23 protein-coding genes are annotated in these 23,267 nt (G+C 73.2%); 13 read left to right on the top strand and 10 right to left on the bottom strand.

The window, feature by feature from the left end:
* Positions 1-27: 27 nt before the first annotated feature.
* From OIE69_RS35090 to OIE69_RS35080, 3 genes are read left to right on the top strand one after another with little or no spacing between them, the layout of a single operon-like run.
* Positions 28-780, top strand: a complete 753-nt coding sequence (locus OIE69_RS35090) for an SDR family oxidoreductase (protein ID WP_326578655.1) — start codon at positions 28-30, stop codon at positions 778-780.
* A gap of 19 nt (positions 781-799) precedes the next feature.
* A complete protein-coding gene (locus OIE69_RS35085; protein WP_326578654.1) occupies positions 800-1,648 on the top strand; it encodes an oxidoreductase in 849 nt (282 codons plus the stop codon).
* A gap of 53 nt (positions 1,649-1,701) precedes the next feature.
* Complete coding sequence (locus OIE69_RS35080) at positions 1,702-2,517, top strand: hypothetical protein (RefSeq protein ID WP_326578652.1); 816 nt, start codon at positions 1,702-1,704, stop codon at positions 2,515-2,517.
* Between the two features lie 131 nt (positions 2,518-2,648).
* On the opposite strand, the gene OIE69_RS35075 is transcribed toward OIE69_RS35080, so the two are convergent.
* The gene (locus OIE69_RS35075; RefSeq protein ID WP_326578650.1) at positions 2,649-4,307 is read right to left on the bottom strand and encodes a diacylglycerol kinase family protein; all 1,659 of its coding nucleotides are present in this window, start codon (positions 4,305-4,307) and stop codon (positions 2,649-2,651) included.
* 76 nt (positions 4,308-4,383) lie between these two features.
* Between OIE69_RS35075 and OIE69_RS35070 the strand changes: the two genes are divergently transcribed.
* Entirely contained in the window at positions 4,384-4,761 is a 378-nt protein-coding gene (locus OIE69_RS35070; protein WP_326578648.1) for a hypothetical protein, read from the top strand.
* 121 nt (positions 4,762-4,882) lie between these two features.
* Here OIE69_RS35070 and OIE69_RS35065 read toward each other — a convergent pair whose 3' ends face one another.
* The gene (locus tag OIE69_RS35065) at positions 4,883-5,869 is read right to left on the bottom strand and encodes a MerR family transcriptional regulator (RefSeq protein ID WP_326578646.1); all 987 of its coding nucleotides are present in this window, start codon (positions 5,867-5,869) and stop codon (positions 4,883-4,885) included.
* Between the two features lie 161 nt (positions 5,870-6,030).
* Between OIE69_RS35065 and OIE69_RS35060 the strand changes: the two genes are divergently transcribed.
* Complete coding sequence (locus tag OIE69_RS35060) at positions 6,031-7,737, top strand: carboxylesterase/lipase family protein (RefSeq protein WP_326578645.1); 1,707 nt, start codon at positions 6,031-6,033, stop codon at positions 7,735-7,737.
* A gap of 51 nt (positions 7,738-7,788) precedes the next feature.
* Complete coding sequence (locus OIE69_RS35055) at positions 7,789-8,136, top strand: hypothetical protein (RefSeq protein WP_326578644.1); 348 nt, start codon at positions 7,789-7,791, stop codon at positions 8,134-8,136.
* A gap of 27 nt (positions 8,137-8,163) precedes the next feature.
* On the opposite strand, the gene sigJ is transcribed toward OIE69_RS35055, so the two are convergent.
* Both sigJ and OIE69_RS35045 read right to left on the bottom strand, forming a co-directional pair.
* Positions 8,164-9,093 carry an RNA polymerase sigma factor SigJ gene (gene sigJ / locus OIE69_RS35050; RefSeq protein ID WP_326578643.1) on the bottom strand — a complete coding sequence of 310 codons (930 nt, stop codon included), beginning with the start codon at positions 9,091-9,093 and terminating at the stop codon, positions 8,164-8,166.
* Positions 9,094-9,212: 119 nt separating this feature from the next.
* On the bottom strand, positions 9,213-9,479 hold the full coding sequence (locus tag OIE69_RS35045; protein ID WP_326578642.1) for a WhiB family transcriptional regulator: 267 nt from the start codon (positions 9,477-9,479) through the stop codon (positions 9,213-9,215).
* A 699-nt stretch (positions 9,480-10,178) separates the two neighbouring features.
* Between OIE69_RS35045 and OIE69_RS35040 the strand changes: the two genes are divergently transcribed.
* The 4 genes from OIE69_RS35040 (at position 10,179) to OIE69_RS35025 (ending at position 16,202) form a co-directional block, all read left to right on the top strand.
* Positions 10,179-10,472, top strand: coding sequence for a PAS domain-containing protein (locus OIE69_RS35040; RefSeq protein ID WP_326578641.1), 294 nt, complete (start codon positions 10,179-10,181; stop codon positions 10,470-10,472).
* A complete protein-coding gene (locus tag OIE69_RS35035; protein WP_326578640.1) occupies positions 10,463-12,712 on the top strand; it encodes an ATP-binding SpoIIE family protein phosphatase in 2,250 nt (749 codons plus the stop codon). The genes OIE69_RS35040 and OIE69_RS35035 overlap by 10 nt, the downstream gene beginning before the upstream one ends.
* A gap of 463 nt (positions 12,713-13,175) precedes the next feature.
* Entirely contained in the window at positions 13,176-14,657 is a 1,482-nt protein-coding gene (locus tag OIE69_RS35030; RefSeq protein ID WP_326578639.1) for an aldehyde dehydrogenase, read from the top strand.
* A 15-nt stretch (positions 14,658-14,672) separates the two neighbouring features.
* Positions 14,673-16,202: a GMC family oxidoreductase gene (locus OIE69_RS35025; protein WP_326578638.1), complete on the top strand. Its 1,530-nt coding sequence runs from the start codon at positions 14,673-14,675 to the stop codon at positions 16,200-16,202.
* Here OIE69_RS35025 and OIE69_RS35020 read toward each other — a convergent pair.
* Positions 16,188-16,961, bottom strand: a complete 774-nt coding sequence (locus OIE69_RS35020; RefSeq protein WP_326578637.1) for a DUF6193 family natural product biosynthesis protein — start codon at positions 16,959-16,961, stop codon at positions 16,188-16,190. The two genes, OIE69_RS35025 and OIE69_RS35020, sit on opposite strands and share 15 nt — an antisense overlap.
* Before the next feature lie 54 nt (positions 16,962-17,015).
* On the opposite strand from OIE69_RS35020, the gene OIE69_RS35015 reads away from it, so the two are divergent.
* On the top strand, positions 17,016-17,660 hold the full coding sequence (locus OIE69_RS35015) for an SMI1/KNR4 family protein (RefSeq protein ID WP_326578636.1): 645 nt from the start codon (positions 17,016-17,018) through the stop codon (positions 17,658-17,660).
* 52 nt (positions 17,661-17,712) lie between these two features.
* Here the strand turns inward: OIE69_RS35015 and OIE69_RS35010 are convergent, their stop codons facing one another.
* Positions 17,713-19,365 carry an alpha-keto acid decarboxylase family protein gene (locus OIE69_RS35010; protein WP_326578635.1) on the bottom strand — a complete coding sequence of 551 codons (1,653 nt, stop codon included), beginning with the start codon at positions 19,363-19,365 and terminating at the stop codon, positions 17,713-17,715.
* 263 nt (positions 19,366-19,628) lie between these two features.
* On the opposite strand from OIE69_RS35010, the gene OIE69_RS35005 reads away from it, so the two are divergent.
* Positions 19,629-19,838 carry a hypothetical protein gene (locus tag OIE69_RS35005; protein WP_326578634.1) on the top strand — a complete coding sequence of 70 codons (210 nt, stop codon included), beginning with the start codon at positions 19,629-19,631 and terminating at the stop codon, positions 19,836-19,838.
* Positions 19,839-20,013: 175 nt separating this feature from the next.
* Here OIE69_RS35005 and OIE69_RS35000 read toward each other — a convergent pair whose 3' ends face one another.
* The 3 genes from OIE69_RS35000 to OIE69_RS34990 form a co-directional block, all read right to left on the bottom strand.
* Positions 20,014-20,160, bottom strand: a complete 147-nt coding sequence (locus OIE69_RS35000; RefSeq protein ID WP_326578633.1) for a hypothetical protein — start codon at positions 20,158-20,160, stop codon at positions 20,014-20,016.
* 150 nt (positions 20,161-20,310) lie between these two features.
* Complete coding sequence (locus OIE69_RS34995; RefSeq protein WP_326578632.1) at positions 20,311-20,691, bottom strand: hypothetical protein; 381 nt, start codon at positions 20,689-20,691, stop codon at positions 20,311-20,313.
* A 9-nt stretch (positions 20,692-20,700) separates the two neighbouring features.
* Positions 20,701-21,264: an SMI1/KNR4 family protein gene (locus OIE69_RS34990; protein WP_326578631.1), complete on the bottom strand. Its 564-nt coding sequence runs from the start codon at positions 21,262-21,264 to the stop codon at positions 20,701-20,703.
* A gap of 205 nt (positions 21,265-21,469) precedes the next feature.
* On the opposite strand from OIE69_RS34990, the gene OIE69_RS34985 reads away from it, so the two are divergent.
* Positions 21,470-22,612, top strand: a complete 1,143-nt coding sequence (locus tag OIE69_RS34985; protein ID WP_326578630.1) for a glycosyltransferase — start codon at positions 21,470-21,472, stop codon at positions 22,610-22,612.
* A gap of 67 nt (positions 22,613-22,679) precedes the next feature.
* Here OIE69_RS34985 and OIE69_RS34980 read toward each other — a convergent pair whose 3' ends face one another.
* Entirely contained in the window at positions 22,680-23,234 is a 555-nt protein-coding gene (locus OIE69_RS34980) for a DoxX family protein (RefSeq protein ID WP_326578629.1), read from the bottom strand.
* Positions 23,235-23,267: the final 33 nt, after the last annotated feature.

Here is a 23,267-nt window from a genome sequence, read left to right as displayed (position 1 = left end):
CTGTCCGACCCCTGTCCGGAGGTGCCCATGACGGGCCGCGAGGCACACCACGACCCACCTGGCCTGAGCGGCCAGACCGTCGTGGTCATCGGGGCCAGCGCCGGCATCGGGCTGGAGACCGCGCGCCGCGTACGGGCCGGCGGCGGCGAGGTCGTCCTGGTCGGACGCGACCCCGAGCGGCTGCGGCAGGCCGCGGACGAACTCCGCCCCCTGAGCACGGCGGCCTTCGACGCCACGGACACCGACCGTCTCAAGGAGTTCTTCCAGGGCCTGCCCGACACGGTCGACCACGTACTGCTCACCGCCGGCAGCCCCTTCTACATGCCGCTGGCCGACATGGACCTCGCGGAGGCCCGCCGCCACTTCGGCGAACGCCTCGCCATGACCTTGGGGGTGGCGCTCTACAGCGCCGACAAGGTCCGTCCCGGCGGCACACTGCTGTTCATCGGCGGCACGGGCGGCCGGCGACCCGGCGTCGGCCTGGCCGTCGCGTCCACCCTGACCGCGGCCCTGCCCGCCCTCACCGCGAACCTGGCGCTCGAGCTGGCGCCGATCCGCGTCAACCTCATCGCCGCCGGATTCGTCGACACCTCCCTGTCGGCCTCGCTCCTGGGGGACCGGCTCGAGGCCCGGCGTGAGGAACTGCGCGCCAAACTGCCCATCCGGCGGGTCGTCGTCCCGGCTGACGTCGCCGCGCTCGCCACCCACATCATGTGCAACGACGCGCTCACCGGCGGGACGTACGACATCGACGGCGGCCAGAACCTCATCGCGCACTGACTCCGGGAGGCCGGCTGTCATGATCACTTGGTTCATCACCGGCGCGGCCCGGGGATTCGGGCTGGAAATCGCGCGTCAGGCGCTGGAACGCGGCGACCGCGTCGTGGCGACGGCACGCAACCCGCGGGTCGTGGAACAGGCGCTCTCCGCGTACGGCGAACGGGTCCTCGCGGTCGCCCTGGACGTGACCGACGAGGCGCAGGCCCGTGCGGCGGTCGACGCGGCCGTGTACGCCTTCGGCAGGATCGACGTCCTGGTCAACAACGCGGGTCGCGGGGTGCTGGGCGCGGTGGAGGAGACCTCCGACGCGGCGTTCCGGGCGGTCTACGAGACGAACGTCTTCGGACTGGCCAACGTCACCCGCGCCGTCCTGCCCGTCATGCGCCGGCAGAGGTCGGGCCGCATCCTCAACCTCAGCTCCATCGGCGGTTTCCGCGGCGCGCCGGGCTTCGGTGTCTACTGCTCGACCAAGTTCGCGGTTGAGGGGCTGTCCGAGGCCCTCCACGGCGAACTGGCCCCGCTGGGCATCCACGTCGTCATCGTCGAACCGGGCTACTTCCGCACCGACTTCCTCGACGCGTCCAGCCTCCACACCGAGGGCCGGGTGATCGACGACTACGCCGCCACCGCGGGCGCGGTGCGCGACGCCGTCCCCGGCCTCAACCACGGCCAGCCCGGCGACCCGGTCAAGGGCGCGAGGGCCATGATCGAGCTCGCCGACTCCGGCCACCCGCCGATGCGCGCCCAACTCGGCAGCGACTGCGCCGCCGCGATGGACGGCAAGATCGCCGAGCTGCGCAAGGAGACCGACGCCTGGCGGGCCCTCGCGCTGTCCACCGACCACGACGCAACCGGCTCCGCGGCCTGACGGCTCCTTGCCCGCGGCAGCGTGATGCGGCGCTCTACCGGTACGCTGCGCCGATGACGAGGGATCGGCCCGGGGAACTCCAGGAGGCGTGGCGGACCGGCCGCGTCTTCGGCCCGCCGATCCGGCGGATCTTCCGGGACGTCGTCGCCGACCGTCTGCCCGACCGGCACCGGGTGCCGCAGGCCGAGATGCTGTTCGCGCCCATGGCTGATCCGTACTGGGAGGACGACCACCGGTTCCTCGGCGACTTCTACAGCGTGATCCTCCACCAGGACACCTGCCAGGCCGCGACAGCGGAAGGACTCGTGCTGCTCGCGGTGCTGGCCACCGACGACCGAGTGCCTGCCCGGGAGCGGTTCGGAGCGGCACGCACGCTGCTCAGGGCCGCCACAGTCGCGGAACGCCGCCAGGCCCGTTGCCGGCCCGACACACCACCCCACGCGGACCCGGCCGGCGAGGCCCGGGCCCGGGCGGCCGTCGAGTCCCTTACGCCGGAGCTCCTGGCCCGATGGCAGGCCGAATGCCCGGCGGTGCGACTCGTCCTCGCCGGCCTGGCCGTCGTCTTCCCGACGGAGCGAACGCTGCCGGCATTGGCCCCACGCCTTCGGGCGTTCATGGCGGCACACCCGCCCGGCACGGACATCGGCGACTACGTGCGATTCGTGCGAGTGCTGGCCGCCAGGAACGACATGGAGACACTGACCGCCGTCGAGGGATACACCGACGTCCACTGGTCCGGGACGTTCCGCCAAGCACCCGCCCGGGCACGGGCCTTCCACCTGCTCGGCCAGATGCTGGACAGGGTCGGGGCCGACCTCATGTCGTTTCCCGGTGCGGCTGTTCAGGGTGACGATCGCCGGTCTCCGTAGCCGCGCCCTGACGAATGGTCTTCACCGCGTACAGCGGATCAGTTCGTCGCCCTGTACGTCGCGTCGCTGCGGGACGCGGGTGGCGGTGCCCATCGTTCTCCTGACTCCCACGGAGGAGGGGTGGCGGTGACTCAGCCGCCGGAAGTGACGGCGCGGTCGTCGTGCCGGGGTTCATGGGCGGTGGCGGGTGCGGGAGTTGGGGCGGGCAGGCGGACGGGGAGGGCCCCGGGCTGGACCTCGATCGTGAGCCGGGTGCCGTCGGCGACGACATCGCCGTCGAGTTCGCGTGCTTGAGGCGTGGCGAAACCGATGTCGATCCGGCGGGCCTGGAAGTACTCCAGCGCCCCACGGGCCACGGGCGATCCGGTGGCGGTGTCTCCGCCGCGCCGCCCGGCGCGGCGCGGCAGCATGCGCACCGCCAGGTGCCCCGCGGCGGCCGCCCATCCCGTCAGGCCGCGGGGGTTGAGCAGCACGAGGTCCAGCCTGCCGCTGTCGGGGCGCGCCGCGGGCAGCAGCGGCAGGCCGCCCTGGAGGACGCCGACGTTGCCGATGAGGACCATCCGGGCCCGGCGCCGCAGCTCCGGGCCGCCGTCCAGGCGCATCGCCAGATGCATGCGGGGGTCGGTGAGATGCCCGGCCCCGGACACGACGTAGGCGCTCCAGCCCAGGCGCGCCTTGAGCCGGGCGGAGGCGTCACGGACCATGGCGGCGTCGAAGCCGGCGCCGGCCATGACGGTGAAGCAGGTCGCGGGCAGCCCGTCGCCGTGCACGCGCCCCACGTCGATGCGGGTGGTCCGCCCCACGAGCGCTCGCTCCAGGGCCGCTGCCGGGTCCAGGGGCAGACGGAGGTTGCGGGCGAGCAGGTTGCCGGTACCGCACGGCACGATGGCCAGGGCGGTGTCCGTTCCCAGCAGGGGCTCGGCGCAGGCGCGGACGGTGCCGTCGCCGCCGCAGGCAACGACCAGCGCCGTGCCGAATCGCGCTGCCGGCGCCTCGAGTTCGCCGTTGGGCCGCTCCGCCGTGGTGAGGGTCCACCTCTGGTCGGTGTAGCCGTGGCGGTCCAGGACGGCGCGGACCGCCTCGGCCAGTTCGTCGGAGCAGGCGTGCGGGTGGCGGACGACGACGGCCCTGCGTCCCCCGGCGACGTCGCGGGGGCGGGACCCGGGCGGCCCTCCGTGCGGTCCCCCGGACGGCGGCAGGGCGCGGGCCAGCACGAACAGGGTGCAGGCGCCGTTGAGGAGACCGCCGACGACGTCACTGGGGTGGTGCATTCCCGCGTACAGCCTCGACGCCGCCACCGCCGCCGGGAGGCACAGCAGCAGCGCGACCGCGGGCAGCCGCCAGCGGCGGCGCCTCCCGGCGAGCACGGCCAGGCCCCCGTACAGGGCGAGCGCGGCCCCCGAGTGCCCGGAGGGGAAGCTCGAGGTCGGCGGCGCCTGCTCCAGGTGCGGCACGTCCGGGCGGAGCCGTTCCACGCACAGGGTGACGAGGACGAAGACCGCCGACTGCGCCGCCACCGCACCGGCCAGGAAGTACGCCGCGGCCCGCCCCGGGGTGCGCGGCAGCACGAGCAGCGCCACCACGCAGAGAAGCGTCACGGCGATCACACCCTGTGTGCCCGCGACCAGGGACAGCCCCTGCGACACCGTGTCGCCCGCGGCGGTGCGGTGCGCGGACAGGTACCGGACCACGCCGTCCTCCGCCGACAGCGGCCACCGGCCGGCCCACGCGCCGGTCACCAGCACGCCGAGCCCGACCAGCAGCGCCCACAGCAGGGGCAGCGTCAGCAACCACCGTGGCCGTAAGGGGACTGCGGCGCCATCGATCCTCATGGCTGCCGTCTTACCCGTCCGGCGCGGGTGACGCGTGCCCGGCGATAACGGCGCCCCGGCCCTGGCGGCGGCCCGTCAGCGCCGCCCACAGAGGCAGCCGAGGCCGCTTCCCGACCTCACCGCGCTGTTCGCCACGATGGCTTCGGCGAGCCCGCCCGGGACGGTCCCGCTCACGCCCCCGGCCGAGCCCTGGCAGGTGCGGTACGCGGGTCGCTTCCGCCGTCACGGCAGACCCGCTGCCGGGGTGTGGACCGCCGGGACCGTCGGCTGCCCGGCCTGCGGGAGGCAGGCCGGGCCGTGGACGGTGACCTGCGACTGGCGCCGGCTCTCGCTGGGCTGCCCGTGCGGGGTGGTGATCCACGAGCACGGCCTCGCATGCTCCGAGGTCTGGCTTCTCCTCCCGGACCTGTGACGGGAGTCGGCGGCCGGGGTCGGCGGCCAGGAGCGCACGCGCGTCGCCCCGGTCCAGGCCGTCTCAGGGTGGGCGCGACGCCGACGCCCACCGCCCCTACGTCCTGGCCGCCCGTGCCGTTTCAGTACCGATTCCCCCAGCTCCCTTGCCCGGTACGGGCTTTCCCTGGGGTCGGGCGGCCTCTCGAAGCCGAAGGCGCACTGCCGGATATCGAGATCGACAGCCCGTCCGTCAGCCATCGGTGAGCCACCGTCATGTTCAGCACGCGCCCGCCGGTGACGGTGCCGACCAGGGCCCAATAGCGCTCCAGGCGGGGGTCGAAGCCGGATGACCTCGACACCAGCCCATGCAGGAACGCGCGGAAGGCGGGGGTGTCCGACTCGCGCCGGGCTCGTGCGTGGGCGGAGACGAAGGCGGTCACCGCGTCCCCGGCACCGGGCGCCAGCCCCTGGGCCACGGCGGCGGCCGTCAGAGCGGCGGCTTCGTCGATCTCCCCGTAGAAGGCCGGCGCGTCCCTCATCTCTTCGTCGTGGTCCTGGGTCCAGCGGGTGAAGCTGGGGGTGGAGATGAGCAGATGGAGTTCGGCGTAGGCCAGGACCGTTGCGGGATCGGGGTCCTGCGGCGGGTCGGGGGAGAGCATGGCGATCATGATGTCGAGCCGGCGCTTGGGCATGGCCGCCGGCAGCTCGCGATGCCAGTGGTCGGTGAGGGTGCGATGCGCCTGCGGGAGCCGCTGCACGCGGGAGAGGATCTCCAGGCGCCGGAGCCGTTCGTCGCTCGGGCAGTCGTCCAGGGACTTGAGTGTGGCCTGGCGCCACCGCAGCTCGGTCAGTCGTTCCTGCACCATCTCGAGCTCGGTCGCCACCAGTTCGCCGAAGGAGCGCTCACCGGTGACCATCTGTGTGATGGTCGCGATCGGGGTGTCCAGCGCCCTCAGGCGTCTGATGAGACGGATCCGCTCCCACGCCTCGGGACCGTAGCGCCGATGACCACCGGTGCTACGGGCGGCCACGGGCAGCAGGCCGCTGTCGGAGTAGTAGCGGAGGGTCTTCACCGGGACCCCCGTTCCGGCCGCGAGTTCGCCGATGCTCCACGTGTCTTGCGTCACAGGCTCTTGAACCTCCAGCGCACGGGAGGTCCTAGCGTACTGATCACCGACCGCGCCGGTCGCACCGTTCCCCACCGCTCAGGCCTCGTTCGGCCTGACCGGCCTCGTGCGTCCTCGTGCGGCCTGGTCCGATCCCGTCCGACCGAGAACGGTGGGTACGCATGTCCTCGACCATGACAACACGGCGTCCGAGCCGAAGAGACCGGCTCCGTGCGGTGCTCTTCCCCCTGCTCTGCGCGGTGGCCCTGCTCACCGCCACCGCCGTACCGGCGACCGGCGCAGAACCCGGTTCCCCTCCCTCCGCGCGGGAGAGCGGAGCCGTCGTACGCACCGACCACGGCCTGATCCGCGGTGTGCCACACGGCGCGTACGCCACCTTCGAGGGCGTTCCCTACGCTGCGCCGCCGACCGGAGCGCTGCGCTGGCGCGCCCCGGTGCCGGCCGCGGCATGGCGTGGTGTCCGGGACGCGACAGCGCCGGCTCAATCCTGCGTGCAGATGCCGGCACCGGGCGCGGCCGCGGTCCTCGGGTCGGAGGACTGCCTCTACCTCAACGTCACGACGCCGACACCGACACCGAAGCCGGCCGGGCAGAAGCGGCCCGTGCTGGTGTGGATGCACGGCGGTGCGTTCCTGGGCGGTTCCGGCAGTGACTACAGCACCGAACGACTGGCGGTGCGGGGCGACACGGTCGTCGTCACGGTCAACTACCGCTTGGGGATCTTCGGTTACTTCGGCCACCCCGCGCTGGGCTCCGCCCCGCCGTTCGGACTGGCGGACCAGCAGGCCGCCCTGCGCTGGGTGCGGGCGAACGCGGAGCGCTTCGGCGGCGATCCGGACAGGGTCACGTTGTTCGGTGAGTCCGCGGGCGCGCTCGGCATCTGTGCGCACCTCACCTCGCCGGCGGCCGCCCGGCTCTTCCAGCGGGCCGTGCTCCAGAGCGGTTCCTGCCTCATGTCCTTCCCTCGCGGCGCTCTCGGACCCGGGACACCGGTGTACGAGCCGTTCGCCTCACAGCGCGATGTCCAGACGGCCGGTGCAGAGGCCGCCCGGCAACTGGGCTGCACTGCGGACGGCGGAGACGAGGCGCTGGCGTGCCTGCGCGGGCAGAGCACGGATCGCCTGGCCACCGCGCAACTGATGCAGTCCTTCAACCGGCCCGCCTTCGGCAACGCGTTGCTGCCCATGGCGCCGGACGAGGCGTTGACGTCGGGGCGCTTCCACCGCGTGCCGGTCGTCCAGGGCACCAACCACGACGAGATGCGGATGTTCGTCGGTCTGTCGCTCGCCGCGTTCCCGATCCGCACCGAGGACGACTACCGCGCCCGTCTGGTGGAGGCCTTCGGTGCTGCGGCCCAGGCCGTCGAGGCGCGCTATCCGGCGGCAGAGCACCTGACGCCCGCACTGGCCTGGGCCGCGGCGCTGACCGATCGGTCCCTCGCCTGCACCACGCTGGCAGCCGATCGCGCCATCGCCGCCCACGCCCCCGGCATCCCCCTCTACGGCTACGAGTTCGGCGATCCGGACGCTCCCGTCCTCGCCGGTCTGCCGGCGAACCCGGGCTTCCCCTACGGTGCGGCGCACGGCTTCGAGATGCCGTTCCTGTTCTCCTCCTTCCCCACCGAGCGACCGCTGAGCGACGCCCAGCGCGCCCTGTCGGACCGGATGGTCGACTACTGGACCGCCTTCGCGCGCACCGGCGACCCGAACACCGCCGACGCCCCGCGATGGCCCGTCCTGCGCCCTTCGTCGCCTCTCGCGCGATCGGCGCGGTCGGTGCAGTCGTTGACTCCCGGACCGGGGGGAATCCGCCCCGTGGATGCGTATTCCGCACACCACTGCGCCTTCTGGGACCGCCTGCCCCGGTGAGCCTCCGGCCGGGCGGATCCGGCCGGGGCCACCCCCCGCCGGTGGCGGCGGGTGGCCCCGCGCACCCGTCCCCCACCCGTCCCGCACCCGCGGCGCACCGTCCCGGCCGGCAGACTCCTGCACGGCGCCGAGACGGGGCTGATCCGCCGGCTGCCGCACGGCGAGTACGTCGAGGTCCACCGGCCCCCCGACGCCGCCCAACGCCACGTCCTGGGCTCCCACGAGCAGTACCGGCCCCTGGACCCCGGCCCCGGCCCCGGCGGGGACGCGAACGGTCTTCCGCGCGGGCGGACCCGCCGCGAACGCCTGAGGCTGCGCCTGTCGCACGCCCTGTACGGACCGTCTTCCCAGGTGGCCAAGCCGACCGAGGAAGAGATGCGGCACGGCATCGGGCACTGACCGCGGGGCGGGGAGCGCGGGGAAACCTCAAGCCCAGGCGGCCAGTTTTTCCGGGTTCAGCGTGATCCACACGTCGGTGATCCGCGATCCCGCGACGTGCAGGGTCACGACGGCCACCACCGCCCCCTCCACCTGGCAGACCAGGGCGGGGCGGTGAGCGGCGTTCTCCAGGGTCATGAGGGCCGTGGTGAGACGGCTCTCCCTGCGGGACACACCGATGAGGTAACGCGCCGTCCTCTCCGCTCCGCGAATGGGCCTGAGCGCGGCACGGACGTGTCCGCCGCCGTCGGCCCTGGCGGTGACCTGCGGGTCCAGCAGCGCGATCAGACGGTCGAGTTCGCCGGTCCGGCAGGCCCTCTTGAACTCGCGGACCAGCCGCCGGTACTCCTGCTGGTCCGCCTCGTTCCTGCGCGCGGAGGCGATGGCGCGGCGCGCCGCCACGGCCAGCGCGCGGCAACTCTCGGCGCTGCGGCCCACGATGGCGGCGATCTCGGCGAAGGGGACCTTGAAGACGTCGTGCAGGACGAAGCTCACACGCTGCGCCGGGGTGAGTGCCTCGAGCAGGACGAGCATCCCCATCGTGACGGAATCGTCGAGGGCGACCCGGTCCGCGGGGTCGTCCAGGTGGCCCGGCCTCCGTACGCTGCTCCACGCCGCGCTGTCCGGCAGCGGTTCGGGCAGCCACTCGCCGGTGTACTTCTCCCTGCGCACGCGGGCGGAGCCGAGGTGGTCCAGGCAGATCCGGCCGGCGACGCGGACCAGCCAGGCCGTGGGGGACTTGATGCCGGCGCGTGCCGACGGGGACATCGCGTACCAGCGGGCGTAGGTCTCCTGGACCACGTCCTCGGCGTCGTGCGTCGAGCCGAGCATCCGGAAGGCCAGCGCCATCAGCATGGGCCGGTCCTTCAGCGTCGGATTCGAGGGGGCGCTCAGTTGCCCCGCGTCCTTGCCCCGCATGAGCATGCGTTCCTCTGTCCGAGGAGACACCTGTGCGGCGGCGCAGGGCCTCCATGAGTGTCTGTGGTTCCATCGTGCAGGCAGTGACGGAAACCGGCGAGCCGTCGCTGTGGGACGGCTCAGGCGGCGGTCTCGCCGGCCTCTCTCAGCCGCTCGCGGGTGGTACGTCCCCGCAGCGCACGTCGTTCGCTCTCCGTGGTACCGCCCCACACGCCTTCCATCGGGCCGGCTCCCAGCGCCCATTCCAGGCACTGGAAGGTGACGGGGCACCGCCCGCACACGGCCTTGGCCTCGCCGATCTGCACCATTCCCAGGCCGCTGCCGCTGATGGGGAAGAACAGTTCCGGGTCTTCCTCACTGCAGGCGGCGGCGTCGCGCCAATTCATGGAAGCCTCCTCCAAGGTGGTCACGGCCGTTTCCCGGTGGCGCTGACACTTGCCGGACGAATTCCTGCGAGTGCCATGCCCGAATGCTATGGACGAACGCGCCACGCCGTCCAAGACGCATATTGGAAGGCGTCGATAGACGCAGCCTATGGTCGCAATCCGGACATCCTGTGGCGACACCCGCACAAGGAGTGCCCGTTATTTCCGGAAGCGGTCGTTATTTCTCGCGCAGGGATACGACGGCACAGCCCGCCGGGTTGTGAGGCGGCGGCCGGGACCCGCTCCTTAGGGCCGGTTCCATTGCCGGCTTCGCACCGCGGCGGCCGTCATGCGGCGATGCGGCGCTCGTAGGGAAAGGCGGCGCAGGGGCCTTCGATGTGAGGTCCGGACCCGGCCAGGGCCACAGCCCGCGAAGTGCGCGCCCGGCGTGGCCGCCCGGGACACAGCCGGAGGAAGCCGCGCGGGCACGAATAAAGGCCGGTGCCGTGTCCGGCGACGGACCCGTCCGCGGAATTGTCCTGCGAATTCTTCATGGAATTGGACCAGTGTCCCGAGTATTCGGCTGCGTAGCCTTGCGGGCATGGACGTGTACGGAGCAGCCGCGAACCACGAACCTCCGACGGCCGCCTGACGCACCGGCCGCCCGGCCCGCACCGCCGCGAGGGCCCGCACCGCGGGGGGACACGGGAGGAATGACCGATGGGCAGTACCACTGGAACGGCGACGCCGGAAGCGCACGAGGCCCCCGCGCCGGGCGGCGCGGCGACCGCGCTCCTCGACGCGGAGGGCGCCGTGGCCGGCTGGTCGCAGGCCGCCCAGCGGCTCGTCGGCTACTCGGCAGCGGAAATGGTCGGCCGGCCCGCACGCGCGCTGCTGCTCGACGGCGACGTCCGCGGGAGGCCCCCGCGACGGAGCAACTCCGCCACCGGGGCCGCTGGTCGGGCCCCGCACGGATCCGTCACCGCGACGGTCGCGGCATCGACGTGCACCTGACCGCACAGTCACTGGCCGGTCGGAACGGCCGCTCCCAGTGGCTCGTCTCGGCGACCGAGATGCCCTCCCCGCCCTCCTGGACGGCGCAGGGCCCGGCGGTGACGGAGCCGTCGGCGGTCGTGGCCGCGGAACCGCCGCCGTCGGTCGCCGTCGAAGTCCCCCGCCCTCTGCCGATCGGCATCGCGATGCGCGGCACCCAGGTCCGCTGCATCTGGGTCAACGACATCCAGGGCGTCGACAACGGCGCCGTCCCGCCCTCGCGGTTGCCGGGGAGCCCGCCCCACGCGGTCGCCGGTGCGGAGGCGGAATCGCTCGAGGCGGTCGTGCACCGGATGCTCGAGAGCGGCGACCTGGTGATCAACGGGGGTTACCGGGCCTCCTCGCCGGCCCGGGCACGCGAGGACTCCCCGACGGCCGGCTCCCTCTTCCGCCTCGACGACGCGCAGGGCCGCGCACTGGGCGTGTGCTCCGTGAGCGGGGACGACGCCGACAGCCGCCGCGGGCAGGAGCGCCTGAGGATCCTGGACGAGGCGGGCGAGCGCATCGGCACCACCCTGGACGTCATGCGGACCGGACAGGAGCTGGCCGACCTCGCCGTGCCGACCCTCGCGGACTACGCCACCGTCGATCTGGCGGAGTCCGTCCTGCTCGGCGAGGAACCGCCCGCCCGCCCCGGCTCCGAGGGCGGCGAACGGACCCCCGCCGTCCGCCGCGCCGGGCTCGCCTCGATCCGGCCCGGAGCGCCGGAGTCGCTGTTCGCCCGCGGTGATCCGGTCTCCGCCCCACCGGCATCGCCGTTCACCGGCGTCCTGCGCTCCGGCAGGGCCCACCTGGAGCCCGTGCTGAACGCCTCGCCCGGTACGTGGCTGGACCACAACGACGCGGCACGCGCCGCCAAGGTCCGCGAACACCGGATGCACTCGCTGATGCTCGTCCCCATCAGGGCGCGGGGCGCCGTACTGGGGGTGGCGACGTTCATGCGGACGCGGGACCCCCGGCCGTTCGACGAAGACGACCTGCTCCTGGCGGAGGAGCTCGTACGGCGGGCCGCGACCTCCGTCGACCAGGCCCGCCAGTACGCGCGCGAGCACTCCGCGGCCCTCGCGCTGCAGCGCCACCTGCTCCCCCGCCACCCCACGGGCGGGGCCGCCGCCGACGTGGCCTGGCGCTATCTGCCCGCCGACAGCCACCACGGCGTCGGGGGCGACTGGTTCGACGTCATCCCGCTGTCCGGGGCCCGCGTGGCCCTGGTCGTCGGCGACGTCGTCGGACACGGCATCAACGCCGCCGCGACGATGGGCCAGCTCCGCACCGCCGTGCACACCCTCGCCGACCTGGACGTGCCCCCGGACGAGTTGCTGGCCGCCCTCGACAAGCAGGTCACCCGCCTCGCCGAGGCCGACGCCGGCCCGGGCGGCCCCCCGGCCGGGACGACCATGACGACGACGTTCCTGTACGCCGTGTACGACCCCGTCACCCGCCTCTGCACGATGGCCCGGGCCGGACACCCCCCGCCCGCGGTCATCGACGCGCACGGCGGCGTCACCTTCCCCGATCTGCCCGTCGGAGCCCCGCTCGGCCTCGGCATGGCCCCCTTCGAGTCCGTCACCCTGGAACTGCCCGAGGGCAGCGTGCTCGCCCTGTACACCGACGGCCTGATCGAGGACCGCGACCACGACATCGACTTCGGCATGGACCGCCTGGGGGCGGCCCTGGCACAACCCGGCCTCCCGCTCGAGGACCTGTGCTCGTCCGCGGTGGGCTCGCTGCCCGCCGGGGCACCGAACGACGACGTCACCCTCCTCCTCGCGCGGACCCGCTCGCTCGGCCCGGGCCACGTGGCGTCATGGCGGTTCCCGGGCGACGCGGCCGACGTCACCCGTGCCCGGTCGCTCGTAACGCGGCAACTGGCCCGGTGGGGGCTGGAGCACCTGGCCGAGTCCACGGAGCTGATCGTCAGCGAACTCGTCACCAACGCCGTCATCCACGGCGACGGGAAGTGCGACCGCGACCGGACGATCGGACTGCGCCTGATCCGGCACGCCGTACTGACCTGCGAGGTCTCCGACACCAGTCACAACCACCCGCTGCTCCACCGTCCCACCGCCACCGACGAACACGGCCGCGGACTCTTCCTCGTCTCCCAGTCGTCCCGCGCATGGGGAGCCCGCCACGTCCCGGACGGCAAACTCATCTGGGTCGACCAGCAACTGACACCGGGGCCCGGCCCCGCGCCATGACCGGGCCCCGCGCGAGGACCCGACCATGTCCCATTCGTAGCGAAATGTTATCGCTTGTTGCATGTCGCGGCTTATCAGCGCTACGCTTCCTGGACATCCCTCAATAGCACTGGCCGGGGACTTCCGGACGCCGCGACGACCATCGCCCTCCCTCACACCCCCATCCCCACGGGAAGCGTCCTCGAGGCCCTCCGCACACGCGCCGAGGCCAGTGGCGAGCGGTCGCCGACTCCGGCTCTCTCCGAGCGGGAGCCCGATCGGGAACGCGCGCCGCCCAGCAGAGCCCCGGCGACACCGCCGACGTGCACGACGCCACCCCGCGCGCCCCCGACCGGGGGCGCAGCCGGCGGACCCGCGTCCCATCGGCATCACTCTTCGCTCCGGCACCAGCGGCCCCAGCGCCATCCCAGGGTGCCGTGCTGCCCACCAAGCACGGCACCACCGCACAGCAGGAGAACCACCCGTGACCCTCACCGGCGAGAACGCCGTCCAGCAACTGCTGATCGACGGCACCTGGCAACAAGCGGCCGGCGCCCACACCTTCGCTGCCCGCGACCCGTACACCGGCGACATCGCCTCGCAAGCCGCGGCGGCCCTCTCGGCGGACGTCCTACGGGCGGCCGACGCCGCCGAACGGGCCTTCCCCGCCTGGGCGGCGCTGCCGCCCAACGAGCGCCGCCGCATCCTGTGGGCGGCCGCCGACACACTGGAGGACCGAGCCCCGGAGATCTCCGAGGCGATCACCGCCGAGATGGGCGGCCCCGCAGCGTGGGGCCACTACAACACCAGCGTCCTCGCGGAGAAGTTCCGCTACGCGGCGAGCGCCGTCCACGACGGCCTCACCGGCGAGCTCATCCCCTCCGAGGCACCGGGACGCACCTCCATCGCGATCCGCAAACCGGTCGGCGTTGTCGCCTGCGTCATTCCGTGGAACGCCCCGGCGCTGCTCGTCGGCAACTCCGTCCCGTACGCGCTGGCCGTGGGCAACACCGTGGTGATGAAGGCGTCCGAACAGACCCCGCGCACGCACGGCCTGGTCGCCGAATGCCTCACCGAGGCAGGGCTGCCCCACGGGGTGTACAACCTCGTCACCAACGCGCCCGAGGACGGCCCCGAGGTGGTGGACGCGCTGATCGCGCATCCTGCCGTACGGCGGGTGCACTTCACCGGTTCGAGCCGCGTGGGCCGCCTCATCGCGCAGCGGGCCGCCGCGCACATGAAGCAGGCGATTCTCGAACTCGGCGGCAAGGCACCCGTTCTGGTCCTCGCCGACGCCGACCTCGACCGGGCGGTCAGCGCGACCGTCTTCGGCGCGTTCGCCAACTCCGGTCAGGCGTGCCTGTCCGCGGAACGCATCGTCGTCGACCGCACCGTCGCCGAGGAGTTCACCCGGCGCCTGGCCGCCGCCGCGGCCTCCGTCGTCTGCGGAGACCCGCGTGACCCCCGTACGGCGCTCGGCCCCGTCGTCGGACCGGACAGCATCGCGCGGCTGTCCGGCCTGGTCCAGGACGCGGTCGCGGCCGGCGCCCGGCTCCTGACCGGCGGTACGTCCGAGGGCCCGTGCTTCGCGCCGACCGTGCTCGCCGACGTCACCCCCGCCATGCGCGTCTACCGCGAGGAGTCCTTCGGCCCGATCGTCACCGTCATCACCGTCGACGGACCCGAGGAAGCCCTTCGCGTCGCCAACGACAGCGACTACGGCCTCACCTCGGCCGTCTTCACCCGCGACATCCCCCTCGCCCTCGACCTCGCCAAGCGCATCAACGCCGGCATGTGCCACATCAACGGCACCACCCTCGACGACGAACCCCAGATGCCCTTCGGCGGCGTCAAGAACAGCAGCTACGGCAAGTCCGGCGGGCGCGCGGGACTGGAGGAGTTCACCGAACTCCAGTGGATCACCATCGAAGGCTCCCAGCCGCCGCGTTACCCCATCTCCGAATGACCGACCGGGACAACCATGGAATCGACGACCGACACCTACGACTACGTCGTGGTCGGCGGCGGGACGGCCGGCAGCGTGATCGCCGCCCGGCTGTCCGAGTCCGACGGCCCCCGCGTCCTGCTCCTCGAAGCGGGCACGGCGCAGACCTCGACCGACATGAGCACGCCGCCCGCCTGGCCGGCGCTGCTGCGGACGTCCGCCGACTGGGGGGACACCACCGTCCCGCAGCGGGCCGGCGGCACCGGCGTGCTCCTCGCCCGCGGGCGCGCGCTCGGCGGAGGGTCCGCCATCAACGCGATGAACTTCGTGCGCGGCCACCGCTCCAGCTACGACGCGTGGGCGGAGTCCGGCCTGACGGACTGGGGGTTCGACGGCCTGCTGCCCTACTTCAAGCGCAGCGAGAACACCTCGGGACGGGATCCGGCCGTGCGCGGGGTCGGCGGCCCCCTGACCGTGGGGCCGCCCGAGCCCGCGAACCCGGTGGTGGCGGCCATGCTCGAGGCGGCGGCCGAGACCGGTCACCCGCGCGCGGCCGACATCGGCGGCGGCGTGGAGGAAGGCTTCGGCTGGTCCGACCTCAACATCGTCGACGGCAGACGGCAGAGCGCCGCCGACGCCTACCTGGCCCCCGCCCTGCACCGTCCCAACCTGACCGTGGTGACCGGGACCCAGGTGCACCGGCTGCACATCAGCGGCGGGCGGTGCACCGCGGTGGAGTACGTCACCAGGCGCGGCACCACGTCGGTCGTCGGCTGCTCGGGCGAGGTCGTCCTCACTGCGGGCGCCATCGGATCACCGCAACTGCTGATGCTCTCCGGCATCGGGCCCGCGGAGCACCTGCGCGGCACGGACATCGACGTCGTGGCGGACCTCCGGGGCGTCGGGGCGAACCTGCAGGACCATCCGATCGTCAACCTCGTCTACCGGTCGGCGCGTCCGGTGCCCGCCGGAGTCAACAACCACGGTGAGGCCCTGGGCCTGGTGCGCAGCGGCTCCGGGCTCGACGGCCCCGACCTCCAGGTACTGTTCGTCGACGCCGCGGGCCACATCCCCGCCCCCGGCGCACCCGGCCCGGGGCAGGGCTACACCATCGCCGTCTCCGCGATACTGCCCCGCAGCCGCGGCAGCGTCCGCCTGGCGAGCGCGGACCCGGACGTCCTGCCGCTCGTCGACCCGGACTACTACTCCGACGGCCGGGACCTCGCCGCCGTGGTCGAAGGGCTGCGCCTGGCACGGGAGATCGGCCGGGCGGACGCGCTCCGCGAATGGCACGGGCACGAGGTCCAGCCGGGTCCGCAGGCCGGGGACGACGCCGCGCTGCGGGAGTACGCGCTCAGGACCCTGTGCTCGTACATGCACCCCGTCGGCACCTGCCGTATGGGCCAGGACGCCGCGGACTCCGTCGTCGACCCCGCCCTGCGCGTGCACGGCGTGGACGGCCTGCGCGTCGCCGATGCCTCCGTCATCCCGTCGATCCCCTCGGCGAACACCAACGCGACCGTCTACGCGATCGCCGAAAGAGCCGCCGAACTACTGCGGTCCTGACGGTGGACCGTGCGGCGGCCGGCCGGACGCGCCGGACCTCACAGGGCCGAGCCCACTCGGCAGATGACGAACCGCGACCGCCACCGCTTCCCGCGCCGTGGCGGTCACGGCGAGGACGCCCCCTCCGACGAGGTCCTCGGTGACCGTGAACTCGTCGGTGTCGTATGCCCTCAGGCGCGGCCCGGTCACCGTCAGGTCCGGGCGGGTGGTGGTCGAGAAGCACAGTGCCCAACGCATCCTGAAGGGGTAGAGAGCCCGCAGCGCAGGCACCGCGTACGCCTCCTCGACCAGCGCCCGGTACCCGGGCACGACCACTGTCCTCGCCTCGTTGCGCAGCCCTCGCCACTCGGACTCGGCAAGCAGCGCGGGGTCCCCGTCGGGCACCTCGAACCGGTCGGTCAGGCGCACGAACGGCGCGGCGCGGCGGATGTCGCTCAGCGACGCGCCCTCGTGCCACGCCCGCGCGGCCCTCACGAGCTGCCCGAACTCCCTTGCGAGGCCCTCGACGAGGGGCATCCCCTGTGAGGTGTCCGCACCGCGGATCCACCACTCCCACCCGGACTCCGACGCGTTGACCTGCAGGGCGTCCCGGTGCGGCAGCCTGCTCCCGACGGCGGCGCCGGTCAACGGGTCGCCGGACGAGGGGGTGACGGGGAGGAGGAAGCCCCCCTCCTCCGCCTCGGCCCGGAGCGCCGCGGCGAGGCCGCCTCGGCCCGCGATGTCCGGACGGAGCTCGGCGGGATCATGTTGCGAGGCCACGACCGCAGTTTATGCCGCAAGCGCCCGCGGGACCGCGACGCGTAGGCTCGCCCCGTGACCGATCAGGAAACAGCCTCGGTGTCGACGTCCTGGCGGCGCATCGACGCATGGCTGGCCACGTACTCCGCCTCCGCTCCCGCGCTGCTCAACCCCCCGGCCTCCCGGGGTGAAGTCGCCGCCGCCGAACGCGCGTTGGGAGTGAGGTTCCCCGGCGAACTGGTCGAGTCACTGTGCTGCCACAACGGAGCGGCGGACTGGGCCGCCCTGCTGCCGGAAGGCCAGTCCCCGCTCGCCGTCGCGGCGATCGTGGACCACTGGCGCATGTGCATGCAGGTGGCGTCGGACGTCGACGGCCTGACGGTGCCCCCTTGGGAGGACGAGCCCTGGTGGCACCCGCTCTGGGTCCCCTGGGCCGTGGGCGCCGACGGGACCGCGCAGGTCCTCGATCTGCGTCCGGGCCCCGGTCACGGCCGCCTCGGCTGGGCGGGGCACGGCGGAAGCGGCGACTTCTCCGATGCGGTGCCTAGCCTGGCCCTGTACCTGCACGAAGTGGCCGAAGCCCTGCACCACGGCGGCGGCGCGCGCGGGATGCACCCCTTCCTGACGTCCGACGGCGGTCTGTGGTGGGACGAGGTCGCCGACCACCCCGCCGCCCCGGACGGCGGCCCGCTTCGGGCGGCGCCCCTCGGATCGGGCTGACGGCGGGCCTCACGGCCCGCCCGCTCACCGATCGTTTCGGCGTGGACGCCGGTCAGGTGGAGTAGAGGCTCTCGATGTTGTCGTGGAGCTGGCTGGCCAGCGGCGGCGCGGTGTACGTGTCGGTCATGACCTCGATGTAGCAGCCGGTGCCGGCCTTCCCCGCGGCGTCCATCGCCTGGTCGAGCTCGGCGAGGGTGGAGACGCGGGCGGTGAACCAGTCCTCACAGCCCAGGGCCTTGGGCAGTTCGGAGTACCGCCAGTTGGCCAGGTCGTTGTAGGCGATGTCCGGGTGCTTGCAGAGCAGGCGCTCGATCAGGTAGCCGTGGTTGTTCAGGACGAACACCACAGGCCGCAGCCCGTACCGCCCGAACTGGCTGATCTCCTGCGCGGTGAGCTGGTGCGAACCCTCCCCGGTGATCAGGACGACGCGCCGGCCGTCCTGCGCCGCGACGGCCGCGCCGACCGCGGCGGGGGTGGCCCAGCCGATCGAACCCCAGAGTGTCTGGTTGTGGAACGTCGCGCCGCTGGGCAGCTTGGCGAACGCCAGCCCCATCGAGACCGTGCCGGTCTCGGCGACCAGGATGTCGTCGGGCTTGAGGAAGTCCTCCCAGCGGGGGTAGAGGTTCTCGGCGGTGATGGAGTCGCCGGCGCTGCCGCCCGCCGGGGCCATGCGGGTCACCTCGGTCGAGATGTGCGGCCACTGCCTGCGCGGCAGCTTCCCGGTCAGCGCGGCGAGGAGGTCCTTCATCTCCACGCTCTGGTAGGTCATGCCGTCGACGCTCACGTGGTGGTGGCGGATGTCGATCGTGCGACCGGGGTCGAGGTCCGCGGTGAACGCGCCGCTGTTGAAGTCGTGCATCAGGGCACCGATCAGAACGACGACGTCGCTGCCCTCGACGAAACGGCGGACGCCCTCGTTCATGAGCTTGCCGTCGTACATGCCGGAGTAGGCGGGCTGTTCCTCGTTCAGGACTCCCTTGTCGGCCATCATCGTGGCGAAGGGCATCCCGGTGGCGTCCAGGAACCGCTGGACCTCCGGTGCGAGGCCGGAGCGGGCGGTGAGCACGCCGGGCAGGGCGCAGGCGCTCTTCGCCCGGCCGAGCATGTCGGCGACGGCCTGCACGGCGGCGTCCAGTTGCGCGGGGTCGCTGGCGGGCGCGGGGATCGGCTGGGCCGATCCGACCACGGGCATCGTCGCGAGGTCTGCGGGGAAGGCCATGTAGACCGGGCGGCGGTGGTAGAACGCCGCCGCGATGAGCCGCTCGACCTCGGACGCGACGTTCTGCGGCGTCATGATGGCGCTCGCGCACACCACGGCCTCGGACATCTTCCGGAAGAGGTCGAACTCCCCGTTCCCCAGGGTGTGATGGACGATCGAGTGGTGCGCCTGCACGGGCATCTTGGGCATGCCGACCAGGTGGAACACCGGCAGGTGGTCGGTGTACGCGCCGGCGACGGCGTTGATCGCGCTGAGTTCCCCGACGCCGTAGGTGGTGCTCACCGCGCCCACGCCGTGGACGCGGGCGTAGCCGTCGGCGCTGTAGCCCGCGTTGAGCTCGTTGCAGCTGCCGACCCACTGGATGTCCGGGTGCTCGGCGATGGCGTCGTTGACGGGGAAGGCGTAGTCGCCCGGGACACCGAAGACATGACGCACGCCGATGTCGCGCAGCCGGTTCAGGACATGCTGGATGACCGTGGTTGACATGCGGAGGTTCCTTTCCTGGTGACGGCACCACCGCCCCAGGGCGCCGGCCTCCGTGGAGTCGGTGCCGGCCCTCGCCGGGCGGCGCGGAGCGCGGCAGGTGTCACGGGGAGCAGCCACCGCCAGTGCCACAGGGAGACAAGCCGGACTTTTCACCCCCGCAACATGCTGTCCTCATCGCGCCCCGGGTGCAACCGGAGCAATCGCACCCATGAACTGCACGAACTGTCGCCAGATCCGGGCGGATCAGCCGATATCCTCGCCCCGTGACCCACACGACTCCGTTCCGGCGCCGGCTCGCCATCTCGGTGCCGGTCGTCTGGCCGACACTGTCACTGGCCGGTTGGGGCCTCGCCCACGTCCTCGGCGGCCCGGAGAACCTCGTCGACTCCGCCGTGAAGGTGGGCATGCTCATGCTGGCGGTGGCCGCGGTGGACAGGACGCGCCGATGGCGGCACCGCCGCCGCGCCAGGTAGCTCCACCGCCTGCACCCCACGCGGCGGGCCGAACCCGAACTGACCGTGGCGACTGGGCGGGGTTGGCCACGTCAGCTCTACTGCTCCTCGCCTTCATACGGGAGTACCGCGACGGCGGGTCCTTCGGCTGGCCTCTCACCGGGGCGTTTCTGGTCCTGGTGAGCCTGTGGCCGGTCTACCGCGGGGTGTCCCGCCGGCGCCGCGGGGCCGGCAGGGCGTCGTAGGGCCGGCGGCGCGCGTCGCCCTCGCCGGCACCGGCACCGGCGTCCTGATCGGCGGTCGCGGTGGCCCGCTGGGCGCCGATCATGTCGAGGAGGGCCATCGCGTCACGGTCGGGGCTCCCCTCCTCGGCGCAATAGGCGACGAGCCGGTGCCCGGGGGCCGGTCGGGCCCCGGTCGTCGGGCAGCGTCGTACGGCTGTCCACGACGGTCTCCACCGCAGACTCGCGCGCCAGGCGGAACTCATCGGCTGTCAGCAGTGATAACCGTCAGGGCACTCGGCGAGCAGCACTCCGAAGACCCAGAAGAAGAGCACCGGCACACCGGACACCGCTCCCATCACGACGAACCGCCCGCGAGCTCTCCGCCGGCGTGCGACGAGGGCCACCACGAACCCCAGGAGGGGCGCGAGCACGGCACTGATCAGGGCAGCCGTCCCGAAGAACCTGCCGAAATCATCCCGTACGTGCGGAAACCCCAGCTTGTGGGCGATCACGGGAGTGAGCAGAACGGGGAGAGTGGTCAGCCACCAGCACGACAACGCCGTGACGGCCCGATCCACCGAGGACGGCGGCCGCCCGTCGGACACGGCATCACGGGACCGCCGGGCCGGACCGACACCGGAGGAGGGCATGCCCACACCCTAGGCGACCCGCGGGGCGGCGAGTCGCGAGGCGGCCTCCTCCCAGCCGGCAGGTTCCGGGAGTTCCGCGTCGTCGTGCCCGTCGGGCCGGTACCAGCCGCCTCCGGCGAGCCAGGTCTCCAGCCAGTCGGCCAGGCCCGGCTGGTCGACGAACCAGCCGTCCGCCGGGTCACCGGTGTCCGCGTTCGGCTCGAAGACGAGGACGGTGCCGGATGTGCTGAGGCAGTCCACCGCGCCGTACATGCCGCAGCCCCAGTCGAGGATCGGCAGCACGCCCTCGGGCCAGTGCGGGGAGTCCGACGCCTGCGGCTCCCCCCGCTCGGCCCGATACGCGCTCACCGCCGTGCGACCCTTCCCTGCCAGCGGGAAGAGCTCGTTCCCGAGGGGCCCGAAGCCGCCGTCGGCCACCTCCGTGTACAGGCGCGCGAGCAGCGGCGGTAGCGCGAAGCCCAGAAGGGCTTCGGCCTCCTCCACCTGCGCGGCCCGGGCGGGCGCGGGCAGGGTCCCGGCGGCGGCGGAGGCCCTGGCCGCCACGCGCACGATCAGGTCGTCGGCTTCGATCATGTGGCGATCGTGCCAGGCGGCACCGACAACCCCGTCGGGCCGCCCACAGGGGGGGTCCTTGCTTCGACAAATAGCCCACATATACTTGTGCCCGCAATCAATTCCGGGTCCAGGGCAGCACCGGGCCGGGGAGTCGCGCCGCGAAGACGGTCCGCCCCTCAGCGGTCGCACTCGCGGCACAAGCACACAGGTGATCTCGGTACCCATGCGCATCCTCATGTTCAACACCCCCCTGACCGGCCACTTCCTGCCCCTGCTGCCGCTCGCCCGCGCGCTGCGGACGCAGGGGCACGACGTCGCCTTCGTCTCCGCCGCCGCCATGGCCGACCCGGTCGGCGCGGAGGGCTTTGAGTTCATCCCCGCCGGTCCGACCGTCGACGTGGCGATCGCCGAAGTGACCCGCCGCAGCGGCGTCGACATGATGACCAGTCCGTCGCCGGCGCTGGTCGCCGAGTTCTTCGCCGGGGCGCGCGTCGACCTGGCCGTGGACGAGGCGCTCGCCGGGGCCCGCGCGTGGGAGCCGGACCTGGTCGTGTCCGAGCACTGCGACTTCGTGGGCCCGCTCGTCGCCGCCGTGCTCAAGGTGCCGTCCGCGGTGATGGGCATCGATCCGGCGCTGGAGCCCGACGTGCTGGACGCCATGGCCTCCACGGCGCACTCCCGCTACCTCGACCGCGGTCTGCAGGCCCCGGCCCACGCGCCGTCCGGCCGCTGGCTGCTGGACGTCTGCCCGCCCGGCCTGCAGCGCGACGGTGCGCTGCCGCCCCTCGAGCGCATCGCGCTGCGGCCCGAGCCCCACCAGGGCCCGGAGGGCACGCCCCGCGCGGCCAGGGTCCCCGGTACCGGCCGGCCCCGTGTGCTCGTCAGCCTCAGCACCACCCGCGACGCGGCGCCCACGCTCGGTCCGCTGCTGCGGTCGCTGAGCGCGCTGGACGTCGACCTGGTGGCCACCTCCGGAGGCATCCCGGTCGGCGACCTCGGGCTGGAACCGGGCCGGGTCGAAATGGTCACCTTCGTCCCCGCGGCGGAACTGCTCGACGACGTGTCGGTCATCGTGCACCACGGCGGTTCCGGCACCACCTTCGGGGCGGCGGCGCGCGGGATCCCGGCCGTCGTCGTGCCGGGCGCGCCGGGGCAGCAGCGCCAGGCGTTCCGGGTGCAGGCCGCGGGAGCGGGTCTGGCGCTGCCGATCGGCGACCAGGCTCCGGAGTCGGTCACGGCCGCGGTCGTCCGGTTGCTCGCCGAGCCCGGGTTCACCGTGGCGGCACAACGCCTTCGGGACGAGATCGCCGCGATGCCGTCACCCGCGGAGGTCGCCGAGCGCCTCGTCGCCGCCGTGGCGGGCTAGCGGGAAGCGTGTGAGGGCCCGTCCGGCGGACGGGCCCCTCACACGGCTGCGGGCCGCCGCGAGGCGATCAGCCGCGGAACATCAGCACGATCACGCCCAGCACCACGCCGAGGACGACCGCGGCGACGCCGTTGCCGGCCCGGTGGGCCCGCACGCCCGGGAGGTGGCGGTCCAGCGCGTAGCGGCCGGGCCCGACGACGGCCAGCACGACGGCCAGCACGGCGATGAGGAGTTCGTACTCCACCCCCGTCGGGGCGAAGAACCCGCCGCCCCACTTCACGGCGACGGCGTTGACCATGACGCCGACCACCGCCGCCCCGGCGAGCGGGGTCAGCAGCCCGAGGGCCAGGCCCACGCCCCCGAGCACCTCGCTGAGCCCGGCCATCACCGCCATCGCCTTGCCCGCCGGGTAGCCCGCGGAGGTGAAGACGCGTCCGGCGCCGCCGAGGCCCACCCCGGAGAACCAGCCGAACAGCTTCTGCGCTCCGTGGCCCGCCATCGTCAGCCCGAGCGCCAGCCGCAGAAGCAGCAGCGCGGCGTCGTGGACGTACGGCGGAACGGCGTGCTCGGCGATGGCGTGGGAGCCGGAGCGGGACAGTGTGCCGAGGGGGGAAGCGGACATGTCTGAGGCCCTTCGTGGGGATGCCGTGTGCGG

The sequence above is a fragment of the Actinacidiphila glaucinigra genome, from assembly GCF_035918135.1.
Lineage (GTDB): Bacteria > Actinomycetota > Actinomycetes > Streptomycetales > Streptomycetaceae > Actinacidiphila > Actinacidiphila glaucinigra.
The sequence above is the reverse complement of the archived record's forward strand: the minus strand, read 5'-3'. Positions and strand labels throughout refer to the sequence as shown.